Annotated in this window: 12 protein-coding genes; 7 read left to right on the top strand and 5 right to left on the bottom strand. The window is 71.0% G+C overall.

The features are described from left to right. Positions 1–57 precede the first annotated feature (57 nt). The 4 genes from GUY59_RS02845 to GUY59_RS02860 form a co-directional block, all read right to left on the bottom strand. The gene (locus tag GUY59_RS02845) at positions 58–240 is read right to left on the bottom strand and encodes a hypothetical protein (protein WP_138198749.1); all 183 of its coding nucleotides are present in this window, start codon (positions 238–240) and stop codon (positions 58–60) included. A gap of 92 nt (positions 241–332) precedes the next feature. Beyond that, the gene (locus GUY59_RS02850; RefSeq protein WP_138198750.1) at positions 333–1,154 is read right to left on the bottom strand and encodes a carbohydrate ABC transporter permease; all 822 of its coding nucleotides are present in this window, start codon (positions 1,152–1,154) and stop codon (positions 333–335) included. After that, positions 1,151–2,131: a carbohydrate ABC transporter permease gene (locus GUY59_RS02855; RefSeq protein WP_138198751.1), complete on the bottom strand. Its 981-nt coding sequence runs from the start codon at positions 2,129–2,131 to the stop codon at positions 1,151–1,153. The genes GUY59_RS02850 and GUY59_RS02855 overlap by 4 nt, the downstream gene beginning before the upstream one ends. Next, positions 2,128–3,411: an ABC transporter substrate-binding protein gene (locus GUY59_RS02860; RefSeq protein WP_138198752.1), complete on the bottom strand. Its 1,284-nt coding sequence runs from the start codon at positions 3,409–3,411 to the stop codon at positions 2,128–2,130. Before GUY59_RS02860 ends, GUY59_RS02855 begins: the two co-directional genes overlap by 4 nt. A gap of 302 nt (positions 3,412–3,713) precedes the next feature. On the opposite strand from GUY59_RS02860, the gene GUY59_RS02865 reads away from it, so the two are divergent. The 4 genes from GUY59_RS02865 to GUY59_RS02880 all read left to right on the top strand — a co-directional run bounded on the left by GUY59_RS02865 (position 3,714) and on the right by GUY59_RS02880 (position 8,344). Next, entirely contained in the window at positions 3,714–4,748 is a 1,035-nt protein-coding gene (locus GUY59_RS02865) for a LacI family DNA-binding transcriptional regulator (RefSeq protein ID WP_138198753.1), read from the top strand. Further along, positions 4,745–5,752 carry a hydroxyacid dehydrogenase gene (locus GUY59_RS02870; RefSeq protein WP_138198754.1) on the top strand — a complete coding sequence of 336 codons (1,008 nt, stop codon included), beginning with the start codon at positions 4,745–4,747 and terminating at the stop codon, positions 5,750–5,752. Before GUY59_RS02865 ends, GUY59_RS02870 begins: the two co-directional genes overlap by 4 nt. Continuing rightward, a complete protein-coding gene (locus GUY59_RS02875; RefSeq protein WP_138198755.1) occupies positions 5,752–7,392 on the top strand; it encodes a heparinase II/III domain-containing protein in 1,641 nt (546 codons plus the stop codon). Before GUY59_RS02870 ends, GUY59_RS02875 begins: the two co-directional genes overlap by 1 nt. Before the next feature lie 181 nt (positions 7,393–7,573). Next, positions 7,574–8,344, top strand: coding sequence for a SigB/SigF/SigG family RNA polymerase sigma factor (locus GUY59_RS02880; RefSeq protein ID WP_138198756.1), 771 nt, complete (start codon positions 7,574–7,576; stop codon positions 8,342–8,344). Between the two features lie 111 nt (positions 8,345–8,455). Here GUY59_RS02880 and GUY59_RS02885 read toward each other — a convergent pair whose 3' ends face one another. Beyond that, positions 8,456–9,700 carry an endo-1,4-beta-xylanase gene (locus GUY59_RS02885; protein ID WP_201760435.1) on the bottom strand — a complete coding sequence of 415 codons (1,245 nt, stop codon included), beginning with the start codon at positions 9,698–9,700 and terminating at the stop codon, positions 8,456–8,458. A gap of 242 nt (positions 9,701–9,942) precedes the next feature. Between GUY59_RS02885 and GUY59_RS02890 the strand changes: the two genes are divergently transcribed. From GUY59_RS02890 to GUY59_RS02900, 3 genes are read left to right on the top strand one after another with little or no spacing between them, the layout of a single operon-like run. Continuing rightward, positions 9,943–12,387 (top strand): glycoside hydrolase family 3 N-terminal domain-containing protein, encoded by a 2,445-nt coding sequence (locus tag GUY59_RS02890; protein WP_138198757.1) that lies wholly within the window; start codon positions 9,943–9,945, stop codon positions 12,385–12,387. Next, positions 12,384–13,376: an ABC transporter permease gene (locus GUY59_RS02895; protein WP_138198758.1), complete on the top strand. Its 993-nt coding sequence runs from the start codon at positions 12,384–12,386 to the stop codon at positions 13,374–13,376. The genes GUY59_RS02890 and GUY59_RS02895 overlap by 4 nt, the downstream gene beginning before the upstream one ends. Beyond that, positions 13,370–14,248: a carbohydrate ABC transporter permease gene (locus GUY59_RS02900; RefSeq protein ID WP_138198759.1), complete on the top strand. Its 879-nt coding sequence runs from the start codon at positions 13,370–13,372 to the stop codon at positions 14,246–14,248. The genes GUY59_RS02895 and GUY59_RS02900 overlap by 7 nt, the downstream gene beginning before the upstream one ends. Positions 14,249–14,266: the final 18 nt, after the last annotated feature.

Consider the following 14,266-nt stretch of genomic DNA (forward strand, 5'->3'; position numbering starts at 1 on the left):
CACAGTACGTCACTGTATCGTCGCATTTTGTGGCGATACAGGGCGTGGTCAGGGTATTTACCCGGACATGACCGCATCTGGGTGCTGCCCGAGCAGCGCCCCGCTTCGCGGGGTCTGCGACAGCCGCTCCCTGAAGTCCGCCACCTGCGGCCTGGAGCCGAAGGAGGCCGTCCACCGTGCGAGCCGGAACGCGCGCGGGCCCTCGCGGTGGAGGGTGAGCGCCGCAGCTCGCCGATGCACTCTTCGGCTGCCCGCCGGCTCATCAGGATGGCGACGTGGGCGAACACGCGGGCGGGCGACCCGCCCACCCCGCTCTCCTCCCGGACGGGTGGTCAGCCCTTGATGCCGGAGAGCAGGACGCCCCTGACGATCCAGCGCTGCGCGATGAGGAAGAGGGCGACCAAGGGCAGGATGGCCACGAGCGCGCCGGCGAACAGCGCGGGAAGGTTGACCGCCTGCTGGTTGAGGTTGGTGGACAGCGCCACCTGCACGGTCCAGTACTCCGGGTCCTGGCCGATGACCAGCGGCCACAGGAAGGCGTTCCAGTGCTCGATGAAGGACAGGATGCCGAGCGAGGCGAACAGGGCGCCGGAGTTCGGCAGCGCCAGGCGGGCGTACAGACCGAGGAAGCCCAGGCCGTCCACCCGGCCCGCGTCCTCCAGCTCGCGGGGGAAACGCAGGTAGAAGCCGCGGAACAGCAGGACGGCGAACGCGCTGAACAGGCCGGGGGCGATCAGCCCCCACAGGGTGTTCACCCCGCCCATCGAGCCGACCACGACGAACGTCGGGATGAACGTGGCCGCGCCCGGCACCATCATCGTGGCGATGATGAAGTAGAACACCGGCTTGGACGCCGCCACGGGGATGCGGGCCAGCGCATATCCGGCCATCGACGCCAGCAGCGTCGACAGGGGCGCCGAGATCGCGGCTATGAGCGTGGAGTTCCACAGGGCGTTGGCCAGCGGCACCGCCTCGTTGCCGAAGGCGTCGGCGAAGCCCTGGAAGCTGATCTCCTCCGGCCACCATTGCCAGTCGAGCGAGCCCAGCTCCCGCCTGGTCATGAGGGCATTGCGGATCAGCAGGTAGAACGGCAGCAGGAACGGCACCGCGAAGACGATGGCGGCCGCGTACGAGCCCAGATGCCGTTTCCTCATCGCCCCTCCTCCTCTCCGGTCCTGCCGAACCCGGCGAAGCGGCCCTGCAGCAGCGTGAACACCACGATCAGCGCGGTGACGATGAACGCGCCCGCGGATCCGGCGCCGTAGTTCTGCTCGCCGAGCGCCGTCTGGAACAGGTAGATCAGCGGTGTCCTGCCGTCGGCGCTCCCCAGCCCCGACAGGTTGGAGGCGAGGATGTTGTAGAACTCGTCGAACGCCTGGAACGCGTTGATGATCAGCAGCAGCGTCACGGCGACCGACGTGTTGCGCAGCATCGGCCAGGTGATGTGGCGGAACAGCTGCCATTCGGTGTGCGCGCCGTCCACCCGCGCCGCCTCGTACAGCTGGGCGGGGATCTGCTGGATGCCGGCCAGGAACAGGATCATGTAGAAGCCCGTCTGCAGCCACAGCCGGACCGTGACCAGCACGATCCAGTACAGCGGCGGGTCCACGGTCGCCACCCAGCCGATGGTGTCCTCGTAGCCGAGCAGGTAGGCCAGGCTGTTGGCCACGCCCGAGGGTGTGCCGCTGAACAGGCTCATCTTCCACACCAGCGCCCCGACCACGTACGAGACGGCCGTGGGGATGAAGAAGGTGGTCCTGAAGATCGCCCGCCCGCCGCGCAGGCGGTTGACCAGCACCGCCAGGCCGAGCGCCAGGGCGAACGTCACCGGGACGATGAACAGCGTGAACACCAGGATGGTGACCAGCGACCTGGTGAAAGCCGGGTCGCCCAGCAGCCGCCGGTAGTTGTCCAGGCCGTTCCACGAGCCGAGGCTGATGGTGCCGCGGGCGTCGTTGAAGCTGAGCAGCAGGCCCCAGCCGATGGCGACGTACTTGAACAGCAGCAGACCGGCCACCATCGGCAGGGTGAGCAGGAGGAACGCGCGCCAGGCCGGCCACCGGGAGGCCCACCGCGCGGGAGCGCGGTGCGGCCCGCCGGCGCGGGGGCGGGCGGGCGCGGCCGTCGTCATAGCGTGGGCACCTTGTCCAGGATGTCCTGGGACCGCTTGGCCGCCTCCGCCAGGGTCTTGGCCGGGTCGGCGTCCTTCTTGACGATGGCGGTGACGGCGTCGTCGTAGGGCTGGCGGACCTCGGGGGTCCACAGGGCGGGCTGCTTGACGCCGTGGGTGTTCGCGGCCTCCATCACCTTCTGCGCCTGGCCGGTGCGCAGCTTGTCCGCCGCGTTGGCGGCGCTGGTGCGCGGCGGGATGTGGAAGCCGTAGCCCAGGTTCCAGTCGGTCTGCGCGGCGGTGTTCTCCACCCACAACCAGCGCACGTACTTCTTGGCCGCCTCCAGGTGGGCGCTCTTCCCGTTGACGACCTGCACCCAGCCGCCCATGTTGACCACCTGACGGCCGCCGGGCCCGAACGCCGGCAGGGGGAAGGCGCCGAAGTCGTCGCCCAGTTCCGCCGTCATGCCGGGAACGGCCCACATGCCGACCCACTGCATGGCCGCCGCGCCGGTGATCAGCGCGCCCGGGTCCCACCAGTCGGTCGAGTAGCCCTGCAGGGTGACCTTGCTGTCGTGCAGGCCTTTGAGCGCGGTCAGCGCCTCGACCACCTTCGGGTCGTCGTAGACGATCTCGCGGTCCTCGACCAGCAGGTTGCCGTTCGACCAGGGCACCAGCATCCCCAGGTCGCCGATGCCGTCGTTGCCGACGAACAGGCCCTTCTGCTTGCCCGCGGTGAGCGTCTTGGCCGCCGCGGCGAACTCGGCGAAGGTCGTCGGCACCGCCACGCCGGCCTTCTGGAACAACGACGTGCGGTAGAACACCAGCATCGGGTCCACGACCATGGGCACCGCGTAGACCTTGCCGCCCCACGTGTACGGGGCCAGCACCTTCGCGTCGAAGTCGGACTTCTCCGCGCCGAGGACGTCGTCGAGCGGCGTGACCTGCTCGGCCTTGACCATGTCGGGGCTGACGTCGTTGACCTCGTAGATGTCGGGGCCGTCGGAGGTCAGGACGGCGGCCGTCCACTTGGTGCCGTAGTCGCCGGGGATCCAGGACACCTTGACCGCGATGTCGGGGTTGGCCTTGGTGAAGTCGGCGGCGTAGCGCAGGGCCGCCTGCTGCGTGCCCTCCTCGCCGTACTCGTGGTACCAGTGGTTCAAGGTGATCTTGGCGTTGCCCGCGGCGGGTGAGGTCTTGGTCTTGGCCAGCGGGTCGCCACCGCACGCGGAGACGGCGGCGCCGGCGACGAAGAGCACGGAGCCTTTGAGCAGTCCGCGGCGGCTGAGTGGTCTGTCCATCGGGGCCACCTCTCGTTGAGGGGGGTGAGATCGGTGCCGATGCGAGGTAACCGGTTACTTCTGACGTCGTGAGGCGGACGTTAGACGCGCCCGGCAGGTGCCGTCAATGTGCTGTTAACTTTTCGTTACAAAGCCGCTGGATCCGGTCTTGACGGGCCGTGGCAGATCTCCTAGCGTCCAGGGCGTTCGCCATGTAACCGGTTACCTGCCTGGAGGCCTGCCGTGAGACTGCCGCCTGCCGATCGGGCCGCCTCCGCACGCACCGGCCCCACCCGGGAGCCCGCCGCACCAGGGGGTGCCCGGTGAGCACGCCCGGCCGGGTCACCATCCGCGACGTGGCGCGGCGGGCCGGGGTGTCCGTGGCCACCGTCTCCCGGGTGCTGGCCGGCGGCTATCCCGTGCTGGCCGTCACCCGCAACAAGGTCTTGCGGGCCGTACGCGAGCTCGACTACGTCCCCAACGCCCACGCCAGGGCCCTGTCGGCGGCCCGCCCCGGCGCCATCGCGATCGTCGTCGACAGCGTCGCCATGCCCTACTACGCCTACATCGCCCAGGGCGTGGAGGAGCAGGCCGCGCGTGAGGGCCGGCTGTCGCTGATCTGCACCACCGGCGGCGACACCGGCCGCGAGCTGTCGATCGTGCAGCTCCTGCGCGAGCAGCGGGCCGAGGCCGTCATCCTGGTCGGCAGCGTGATCCTGGACGACGAATACCGCAAGCGGATGACCGAGTACGCGCACGCGCTGGCCGCCGCGGGCTCGCGCCTGGTGCTGTGCGGCCGCCCGCCGCTCGGGGAGGGCGTGCCGGCCCTGGTCGTCGGCTACGACAACACCGGCGGCGCCCACGCCGTGACCGCCCACCTGCTCTCGGCCGGCCACCGCAGGATCCTCTACCTCGGGCTGCGGCCCGGCCACACCACCTCCGACAGCCGGGTGGCCGGCTACCGCAGCGCGCTGGCCGAGCACGGCGTGCCCGCCGACCCGGCCCTGGAGGTGGAGGCGGAGTTCACGCGCGAGGCCGGGTACGACGCGATGAAACGCCGCCTGGCCGAAGGGCCGCCCGGCTTCACCGCCGTCTTCGCCGGCAACGACCTGGTGGCCTCGGGGGCGATCCAGGCGCTGGACGAGCACGGGCTGAGCGTGCCCGGCGACGTCTCGATCGTCGGTTACGACGACGTGCCCCCGGCCCAGGACCTGCGCCTGACGACCGTGCACCTGCCGCACGACGAGCTCGGCCGGGCCGCCGTACGCCTCGCGCTCGGCCGGATGGCCTCCAGCCCGCTGATCCTCGGCACGCACATCGTGGTGCGCGGCTCGGTCCGCCCGCTCGGCCCCCGATGACCCTCCCGGCGAACCCGCTCGCGGCCTTCGCGCTGCAGCCGCCGCTGCTGCCCGAACTGTTCCCGCCGGAGCTGCGCCGCCGGCTGTCGCTGGTGGCCCGGGTGCACGAGCGCGTCCTCGACCGTTTCGAGGGGCCGCTCGACGCCGACGTCCTGATCACCGGCTGGGGCTGCCCGCGCATCGACGCCGGCGTGCTGGACGCCGCGCCCCGGCTGCGCGCGGTCGTCCACGCGGCGGGCAGCGTGAAGGGTCATCTGACGGCGGAGGTGTTCGACCGGGGCATCGTCGTCTCCTCCGCGGCGCAGGCCAACGCGGTGCCGGTGGCCGACTTCACCTTGGCGATGCTGGTGCTGGCGGCCAAACAGGCGTTCACCCGCGCCCGCGCGTACGCCGCCGGAGGGTGGTCGGGCGACGCGCTGCCGGGCGTGGCCACGCCGGGGGAGCGCGGCGGGCTGACCGGGGCGGTCGTCGGCGTCGTCGGCGCCTCGCGGGTGGGCCGGCTGGTCATCGGACGGCTGCGCGCCCACGGCGCGGACATCCTGCTCAGCGACCCGTACGCGAGCCCTGAACAGGCCGCCGCGCTGGGCGCGAGCCTCGTCCCCCTCGACGAGCTGTGCCGGCGCGCGGACCTGCTGACGGTGCACGCCCCCGAGCTGCCGGAGACGCGCGGCCTGCTCGGCGACCGGCGGCTGTCGCTCCTGCGCGACGGGGCGGTGCTGGTCAACACCGCTCGCGGCGCCATCGTCGACACCGACGCGCTGGTACGCCACTGCGCGGGCGGCCGCATCGGCGCCGTCCTCGACGTGACCGACCCCGAGCCGCTGCCCCCGGGCCATCCGCTGCTCGCCCTGCCCAACGTCCTGGTGACCCCGCACATCAGCGGCGCGCGGGGACGGGAGCTGCGGCGGCTGGGGGAGTTCGCGGTGGCGGAGGTGGAGCGCCTGGTCCGCGGCCGCCCGCTCCGGGGCGCCGTCCGCCCCGCCGACCTGAACCGCATCGCCTGATGCCCGCTCACCCCGCTCCCGCGCCCGCGCTGCTGGTACGGCAGGCGCGGGAGGAGGCCGCAAGGGCGCGTACGGAACCGCTGCCCGCGCTGACCTTCGCCCTGTGGAGCCGCTACGCCGACACCGGCGACCGCCGTGCTTACGAGCGCGTCTACTTCGAACGGCGCCGCCGCCTGGCCGCCCTCATGCTGGTCGCGCACCTGGACGGCCGCCCCGACCCGGCGCTTGACGACCTGCTGTGGGCGGTGTGCGACGAGTACTCGTGGGTGCTGCCGGCCCACGAGCCGCAGGACCGTCCGGTCGGCACGTTCGTCGACCTGTTCGCCGCCGAGACCGGGCACACACTGGCGGAGGCGGTGGCCCTGCTCGGCGGGCGGCTCGACCCCCGCGTACGGGACCGGGCGCGCGAGGAGGTGGAGCGCAGGGTCCTGCGCCCCCTCCTGGCCGGAACGCCAGCCCTGTGGTGGGAGTCGGCCCGGCACAACTGGGCGGCCGTCTGCGCCGGCGCGGCCGGGATGGCTGCCCTCGCCCTGGACTACGAGCACCTGCCCGCCCTCCTGCCCCGCCTGGAACGCGCCCTGGCATCGTTCCTCGCGGGCGCGGGCCCGGACGGCGCCTGCCTGGAGGGACCCGACTACTGGTCCTACGGCTTCGGCTATTTCGTCTACTTCGCCGAGGCGCTGCGCGAGCGTACGGGCAGGGACCTGCTGGACGACCCCCACGTCCGCGAGATGGCCGCCTATCCCGCCAGGATCGACCTCGGCGACGGCGTGCGCCCGGCCTTCGCCGACTCCTCCGGCACGGGCGCCTACCCGGCGGGCCTGCTGGACCGCCTGGCGCAGCGCCTGGGCGTGCGCGTGCCGCCGCGGCGGGAGCCGTCGTTCCACGACGATCACTGCTACCGCTGGGCGCACCTGAGCCGCACCCTGTGGTGGACGGCGCCCACGCCGCCGGCGCCGCCTGCCCCGCTCGCTCCGCACGACCGCCTGCCGGACGCCGCGATCGTGGTCGCCAGGGCGGACGGTACGGCCTTCGCCGCCAAAGGCGGTCACAACGACGAGCCGCACAACCATCTCGACCTGGGCCACTTCGTCCTGCACGCCCACGGCGAGACGGTGCTGGACGACCTGGGCGCCCCCGAGTACACCCGCGACTACTTCGGCCCCGGCCGCTACGCGGTGGCGCAGGCCTCGGCGGAGTGGCACTCGGTCCCGATCATCGGGGGCGCCGCGCAACGCCCCGGCCGCGACCGCCGCGCCGAGACCGTCCGGTACGCGGCCGGCCCCGACACCGTGGAGTGGACGCTGGACCTGACCGCCGCCTACGACGCGCCCCGGCTCGTCCGCTTCACCCGCGCCTTCGCCTGGTGGCCGGCCCGGCTGGAGCTCACCGACACCTTCGACGTCACGGGAGGCGAATGCCCGGTGACGGAGTCGTTCGTCTCCCGCGTGCGCCCCGAGGTGCGCCGCGGCTCGGTCCGCTGGGGGCCGGTCGCGCTGCGGGTCCCGCCCCCGTGGCGCGTCACGGCCGAGGACCTGGAGGCGCGCGGCCACGACGGCGTTCCCGAGACCGTGCACCGCGTACGCCTGAGCGCCGCCGTGCCGTCCGGCCCGCATACCTTCGTCTTCACCGTGGATTGACGGTCGCGGACGCAAGCGCACAAATTTGTGCCTCGATATGTTGATATATGCCCAGCAATAGGGAATACTCTGATCCAGAAGTCCAGCAGAGGGCTTCGACCCACGCATTATCCGTGGCGTGCCTCTGCCTGGGCTTTTTGTCGTGCAGGGGCAGCCATGAACTGAGCTTTGGGAGCATCAGATGGCCGTCCTGGAGATCGCACTCGAAGAGATGACCGCCGAGCAGCTGCTCACCGAGATGAACCGGCCCGAGACGCCGGAGCTGCGGAAGGTACGGATCCGTGAGCGGGTCGTGGCCATGTACGACGCTCTGGTGGGCGAGGTCACCCGCCGCTACCGCTACCGCGGCGAGCCGATGGAGGACCTGCGCCAGGCCGCGTACGTGGGCCTGATGAAGGCCATCAACGGATTCGACCCCACCCTGGGGCACGACTTCCGCGGCTATGCGATGATCACGATGGTCGGCGAGGTCAAGCGGCACTTCCGCGACCGCACCTGGGCCATCCGGGTGCCGCGCGTCTACCAGGAGCGCCGCCTGGAGCTGAACAAGGTGACCAGCGAGCTCACCCAGACCTTCGGCCGCGCCCCCACGGTCGCCGAACTGGCCGGCAAGATGGGCATCTCCGAGGAGGACGTGCTGCTCGCCCTGGACGCCTCCGCCGCGTACAGCACCCTGTCGCTGGACGCGCCCGTCGGCGGCGAGGACGACGCGGCCGACCTCGGGGACTTCCTGCCCGCGCAGGACGACTCGCTCGACAACATGCTCGGCAAGCACGCGATCAAGCCGCTCATCGACGCGCTGCCCGAGCGGGAGCGCACGATCCTGCTCATGCGCTTCTACGGCAACATGACCCAGTCGGAGATCGCCACGGAGTTCGGCATCTCGCAGATGCACGTCTCCCGCATCCTGCGCGCCGTGCTGACCAAGCTCCGCACCGCCCTGCAGGACTGACCCGACCAGACCTGGCCCGACCAGACCTGGCCCGACCAGATTTGGCCCGACCAGACCGGACCGCCCTGACGCCGCCCGGATCCCGGCCGTACGTGCCGGATCCGGGCGGCGTCACATTGCGGCGACGGCCCGGCTCTCGCCGGGGGAGTCCAGGTGGAAGGCCGCCGTGCGACCGGCCGCCGACACCTCGTACGCGCCGAGGAACCCGGTGAAGCGCACCCGCCCCTCCGCGTCGGTGCGCAAGGTGGTGGGCGGGAACCACCAGTCGCCCTTGATGAGCGCCCGCGCCGCCTCGTACGACGGCTTGGGGCTGCCGTCGGCGCGGACGAACCCGCCGGGCGCGCCGAGCCAGCCGCCGTCGGCCATCCCCCAGTACGTCATCGCCTCAACCGACGGATGCGACAGCAGCGTCCGGTAGTGACGGACGATCTCGCCGGCCTGGCGCTCCTCGCCGTCGGGAGTGCTCGGCCAGGACGCCACCTGGTAGTCGTTCAGGTCGGTGATGTGCCCCGGCATGAGCTCGCCGGACAGGATGGTGGTCTCGGTGAAGTGCAGGGGCAGGCCGTACCGCGAGAAACGGTCGAGTACGGCGAGCGTCCTCTCCTCACCCCAGTAGCCCTGGTGCATGTGGCTCTGCAGGCCCAGCGCGTCGATGCGCACGCCCGCTTCGAGCAGGCCCTCGATGAGGCACTCGTACGCCGCCGACATGTCGAAGTCGTTGAGCAGCAGCGTGGCATGCGGGTCGGCCTCGCGGGCGGCGTCGAAGACCATCCTGACCATCGGGATGCGCCCGATCTCGCGGCACAGGCGGGTGATCCCGTTGTCGTACTTGTCGAAGATCGGCATGATGACGACCTCGTTGATGACATCCCACATGTCGATAAGTTCGGAAAAATCGCTTACCTCGCGCCGGATCCGGTCCACCTGCGCGCGGGCGATCTCCTCGTTCGGCAGGTCCATCAGCCAGTCGGCCGTCACCGTGTGCCACACCAGCGGATGGCCCTTGACCGGGCGTCCCCGCTCGCGGAACCACGTCGCCGCCTTCCGCAGCCGCGCGGTCCCGGCCTGCCCGCGTACCTGCTCGAACTGCCCCCAGTAGAACGGCAGCGTGACGAAGTTGAACAACCCGAGCCAGTGCCCGGCCAGCCGCTCGGCCCTGGCGGCGGCCTCGCCCGTCAGCTCGCCGTTGGCGAAGGGCACGAGGTCGAACCCCGTGCAGCCGAACAGAAACCGGTGGTCGCGCTGGGAGACCAGCACATCCCGATCCGGCAGCGGAACGCCGTCCAGGGTGACAGTGATCGTGGCATTCGCAGTACGGTTCTTCCTGATCGAGGCGTCCAGATTCGTCAGGGCCACGGCAACCCCTCACCATGCCGAAACTTTCGGGAAAGTTATCGCCGCACAACGACCGACATAGACAGTGAACTCGGGCGTCGCGCGCCGACCGGACCTGCAACATAGCAGTTGGAGACGCTCTTGACAGCCTTCTGCGAACCCGCTTATGTTGCCGCAATATTAAGCGGTTTTCCTTGAAAGTTTCGGCTTCACATACCGCAATCCGCGTGGGATGTTGCCGTTATAAGCCCCGAAGGGATGGCATGACGGGCCACGGACCGATCGACACGCGCCCCACGCCGGACGGCAGCACGCGGTGGCGGGACCCAGGGCTGTCCCCCGGCGAGCGAGCCGAGGCCCTCATCCCGCTCATGACGCTGGAGGAGAAGGTCGCCCAGCTGGTGGGGGTGTGGGTCGGCGCCGACGCCTCGGGGGAGGGCGTCGCCCCGCACCAGACCGAGATGGCCGGCGGCGCCGAGTGGAGCACCGTCATCCGGCACGGGCTCGGCCAGCTGACCAGGCCGTACGGCACCGCGCCCGTCGACCCCGCCGCCGGCGCCCGGTCGCTGGCCGCCTCCCAGGCCGAGATCGTCGCGACCAGCCGCTTCGGCATCCCCGCCCAGGTGCACGAGGAGTGCCTGACGGGGTTCGCCGCCTGGCGGGCGACCGTCTACCCGGCGCCGCTGAGCTGGGGCGCGGCGTTCGACCCAGGGCTGGTCGAGGAGATGGCCGGGCGGATCGGCCGTTCCCTGCGCGCCGCCGGCGTGCACCAGGGCCTGGCCCCGGTGCTCGACGTGACCCGCGACTACCGCTGGGGCCGCACCGAGGAGACGATCAGCGAGGACCCCTACCTCGTCGGCACCATCGGCGCGGCCTACGTGCGCGGGGTGGAGGGCGCCGGCGTCGTCGCCACGCTCAAGCACTTCGCCGGCTACTCCGCCTCGCGCGGCGGCCGCAACCTCGCCCCCGTGCCGATGGGCCGCAGGGAACTGGCCGACGTCGTCCTGCCGCCGTTCGAGATGGCGCTGCGCCTGGGCGGCGCCCGCTCGGTGATGAACTCCTACGCCGAGATCGACGGCGTGCCCGTGGCCGCCGACGACGGCCTGCTGAGCGGGCTGCTGCGCGACGAGTGGGGCTTCACAGGCACGGTGGTCGCCGACTACTTCGCGATCCGGTTCCTGCAGAAACTGCACGCCGTGGCCGCCGACGGCGCCGAGGCGGCCGGGCTCGCCCTGCGCGCCGGCATCGACGTCGAACTGCCCACCGTCGACACCTTCGGCGAACCGCTGATCGAGGCGGTGAAGGCGGGAGCGGTCGACGAGAAGCTCGTCGACCGCGCGCTTCGCAGGGTGCTGACACAGAAGGCCGAGCTCGGCCTGCTCGACGAAGGCTGGCAGTGCATTCCCGAAGGCCTGTCCAAGAGCCTGCCCGGGACCTCGCCCGACGGCTCTTCCGGCGGCTCTTCCGGCGGGTCCTCCGGCGGCGCCGATCGGCTGCGCCTCGACGACGCCGAGAGCCAGGACATCGCCCTGCGGCTGGCCCGCGAATCGGTGGTGCTTCTGCGCAACACCGCGGACATCCTGCCGCTGGCCCCCGGCCGGCGGGTCACCCTCGTGGGGCCGGTCGCCGACGACCCGATGGCGATGCTCGGCTGCTACGCCTTCCCCGCGCATGTCGGCGCCCACCCCGAGCACGGGCTCGGCCTGGAGATCCCCTCACTGCGCGAGGCGCTCGGCGCGCTGGTCCCCGGGCTCACTTACGTGCCCGGCTGCGACATCACCGGCGACGACACCTCCGGCATCGAGGCCGCGGCCGCCGCGGCCGCCGCCGGCGACGTGTGCGTGCTGGCCGTCGGCGACCGGGCCGGGCTGTTCGGCCGTGGCACCTCCGGCGAGGGCTGCGACGCCACCGACCTGCGTCTGCCGGGCGTGCAGTCCGAGCTGGTCAGGGCCGTGCTGGCCACCGGCACCCCCGTGGTGCTCGTGCTGCTGGCCGGGCGGCCGTATGCGCTGGGTGAGGAGGTCGACGCCGCCGCCGCCATCGTGTACGCCTTCTTCCCCGGCCAGCGCGGCGGCCAGGCCCTGGCCGAGGTGCTCACCGGCGCGGTGAACCCGTCGGGACGGCTGCCCGTCAGCGTGCCGCGCGACGCGGGCGGACTGCCGGCCACATATCTGTCCCCGTGGCTGGGCCGGCGCTCCCAGGTGTCGTCCGTCGACCCGACCCCCGCCTTCCCGTTCGGGCACGGGCTGGGCTACACCACGTTCGACTGGAGCGACGTGACAGGGCCCGGAGAGCCGGGCGAGCGCGCGGACTGGCCGGTCGACGGCGAGGTGAGCGTCGCCGTCACCGTCCGCAACGCCGGCACCCGGCCCGGCACCGAGGTCGTCCAGCTCTACCTGCACGACCCGGTCGCTCAGACCACGCGGCCGGTGGTCCGCCTGGTCGGCTACGCCCGCGTCCCGCTGGAGCCGGGCGAGGCCGCCCGCGTGACGTTCGACGTGCCGGCCGACCTCACCTCGTTCACCGGCGTGCGCGGCCGGCGCATCGTCGAGCCGGGCGAGGTCGAGCTGCGCTTCGCGCGGTCGAGCGCCGACGCGGCCGGGGCCGTGCCGCTGCGCGTGACCGGCGACGTACGCGAAGTGGGCCACGAGCGACGGATGCGGCCACGGGCGCGGATCGAGCGCATCGCACCGGAGGACAGAGGATGAGCACCACCCCCACGACCATGAACCCCCCACCGGACACCCTCGAAACCGGGCCGTCCACGCGCCGCCGCAGACGGCGTCCCGCCGGCGCCTCCGCCTGGAGTGCGGCGTTCCGCCGCAACTGGCAGCTCTATTCGCTGGCCATCCTGCCGCTGCTGTTCTTCGCCGTCTTCCGGTACGCTCCCATGATCGGCAACGTGATCGCGTTCCGGAAGTTCGAGCCCGGCGGCAGCGTGCTGGGCGAGGAATGGGTCGGCCTGCGCTACGTGAAGTTGTTCCTGAACGACCCCACGTTCTGGAACGTCTTCACCAACACCGCGATCCTCGGAGGGCTGACCCTGCTGTTCTGCTTCCCGCTGCCGATCGTGCTGGCGCTGCTGCTCAACGAGATCCGCAACCGCGGCCTGAAGAGGTTCCTGCAGTCGGTCTCCTACCTGCCGCACTTCCTGTCGATCGTGGTCGTGGCCGGCATCGTCATGCAGACGCTCTCCATCGACGGTCCGGTCAACCAGATCGTCCGGGCCTTCGGCGACGACCCCGTCGCGTTCATGCAGAAACCCGAGTGGTTCCGCACGATCTACATCTCGTCGGAGATCTGGCAGACCGTCGGCTGGGGCACGATCCTCTACCTCGCCGCCCTCACCACCATCGACGAGCAGCTCTACGAGGCGGCCAGGATCGACGGCGCCGGACGGTGGCGGCAGATCTGGCACGTCACGCTCCCCGGCATCCGGCCGACGGCGGTCACTTTGCTGATCCTCAACATCGGCACGTTCATGGCCGTCGGCTTCGAGAAGGTGCTGCTGCTCTACAACCCCCTGACGTATCCGACCGCCGACGTGATCTCCACCTACCTGTACCGGATGGGCGTGGAGTCCAGCAACTTCAGCTACGCCGCCGCGATCGGCCTGTTCGAGGCCATCATCGGGCTGACCCTGATCCTGTCGGCGAACCTGATCTCCCGCCGAGCAGTAGGGACGAGCCTGTGGTGACACTCGCCAAGAGCCGGGGCTACCGCGCCTTCCAGGTCGTCAACGCCGTCGTCCTGACCGGCGTGGTCATCCTGACGCTCTATCCGTTCGTCAACATCATCGCCCGTTCCTTCAGCGAGGAACGCTACATCCTGTCGGGCGAGGTCAACCTCATCCCGCGCGGGTTCAACCTGACGACGTACCAGATCGTGGTCGCGGACCCGATGTTCTGGACGAACTACCGCAACACCGTGGTCTACACCGTCGTCGCCACCGCGATCGCGATGGTGCTGACCACCTGCTACGCGTACGTGCTGTCCAAGAGGCACCTCAAGGGCAGGACGTTCCTCATCTGGGTCGCCGTCTTCACGATGTTCTTCAACGGCGGACTCATCCCCAACTACGTGCTGGTCAACAGCCTCGGGCTGACGAACTCCCTCTGGGCCATCGTCCTGCCCAACGCGATCAGCGTCTTCAACCTGCTGGTGATGAAGGCGTTCTTCGAGAACCTGCCGAGCGACCTGGAAGAGGCCGCCGCCATCGACGGGCTCAACACCTACGGCATCCTGGGGCGGATCGTGCTGCCGCTGTCGAAGGCGGTGATCGCCACGATGGTGCTGTTCTACGCGGTCTCGTTCTGGAACTCGTGGTTCTCGGCGTTCCTCTACCTCAACAGGACGGAGTTGTTCCCGGTCACCGTCTATCTGCGCAACATCATCGCGGGCGCCACCGGCGCCGAGAACGCCGGCGCGGGAGCGGCGGATCTCACGCAGGTCGCGGCCAACATCCAGTCGGTGACGATCATGCTCACCGTGCTGCCCATCCTCGCGGTCTACCCCTTCGTCCAGCGGTACTTCGTCTCCGGAGTCATGCTCGGCGCGGTGAAGGGTTAGCCTCCTCACGCCTCCACA

Source organism: Nonomuraea sp. K271, assembly GCF_009908215.1.
Taxonomy (GTDB): domain Bacteria; phylum Actinomycetota; class Actinomycetes; order Streptosporangiales; family Streptosporangiaceae; genus Nonomuraea; species Nonomuraea longispora.

Bases quoted from the DNA above. Each gene is read 5' to 3' on its own strand.
- GUY59_RS02850 (WP_138198750.1), bottom strand. From the start codon at position 1,154: ATGAGGAAACGGCATCTGGGCTCGTACGCGGCCGCCATCGTCTTCGCG.
- GUY59_RS02855 (WP_138198751.1), bottom strand. From the start codon at position 2,131: ATGACGACGGCCGCGCCCGCCCGCCCCCGCGCCGGCGGGCCGCACCGC.
- GUY59_RS02860 (WP_138198752.1), bottom strand. From the start codon at position 3,411: ATGGACAGACCACTCAGCCGCCGCGGACTGCTCAAAGGCTCCGTGCTC.
- GUY59_RS02870 (WP_138198754.1), top strand. From the start codon at position 4,745: ATGACCCTCCCGGCGAACCCGCTCGCGGCCTTCGCGCTGCAGCCGCCG.
- GUY59_RS02875 (WP_138198755.1), top strand. From the start codon at position 5,752: ATGCCCGCTCACCCCGCTCCCGCGCCCGCGCTGCTGGTACGGCAGGCG.
- GUY59_RS02880 (WP_138198756.1), top strand. From the start codon at position 7,574: ATGGCCGTCCTGGAGATCGCACTCGAAGAGATGACCGCCGAGCAGCTG.
- GUY59_RS02890 (WP_138198757.1), top strand. From the start codon at position 9,943: ATGACGGGCCACGGACCGATCGACACGCGCCCCACGCCGGACGGCAGC.
- GUY59_RS02895 (WP_138198758.1), top strand. From the start codon at position 12,384: ATGAGCACCACCCCCACGACCATGAACCCCCCACCGGACACCCTCGAA.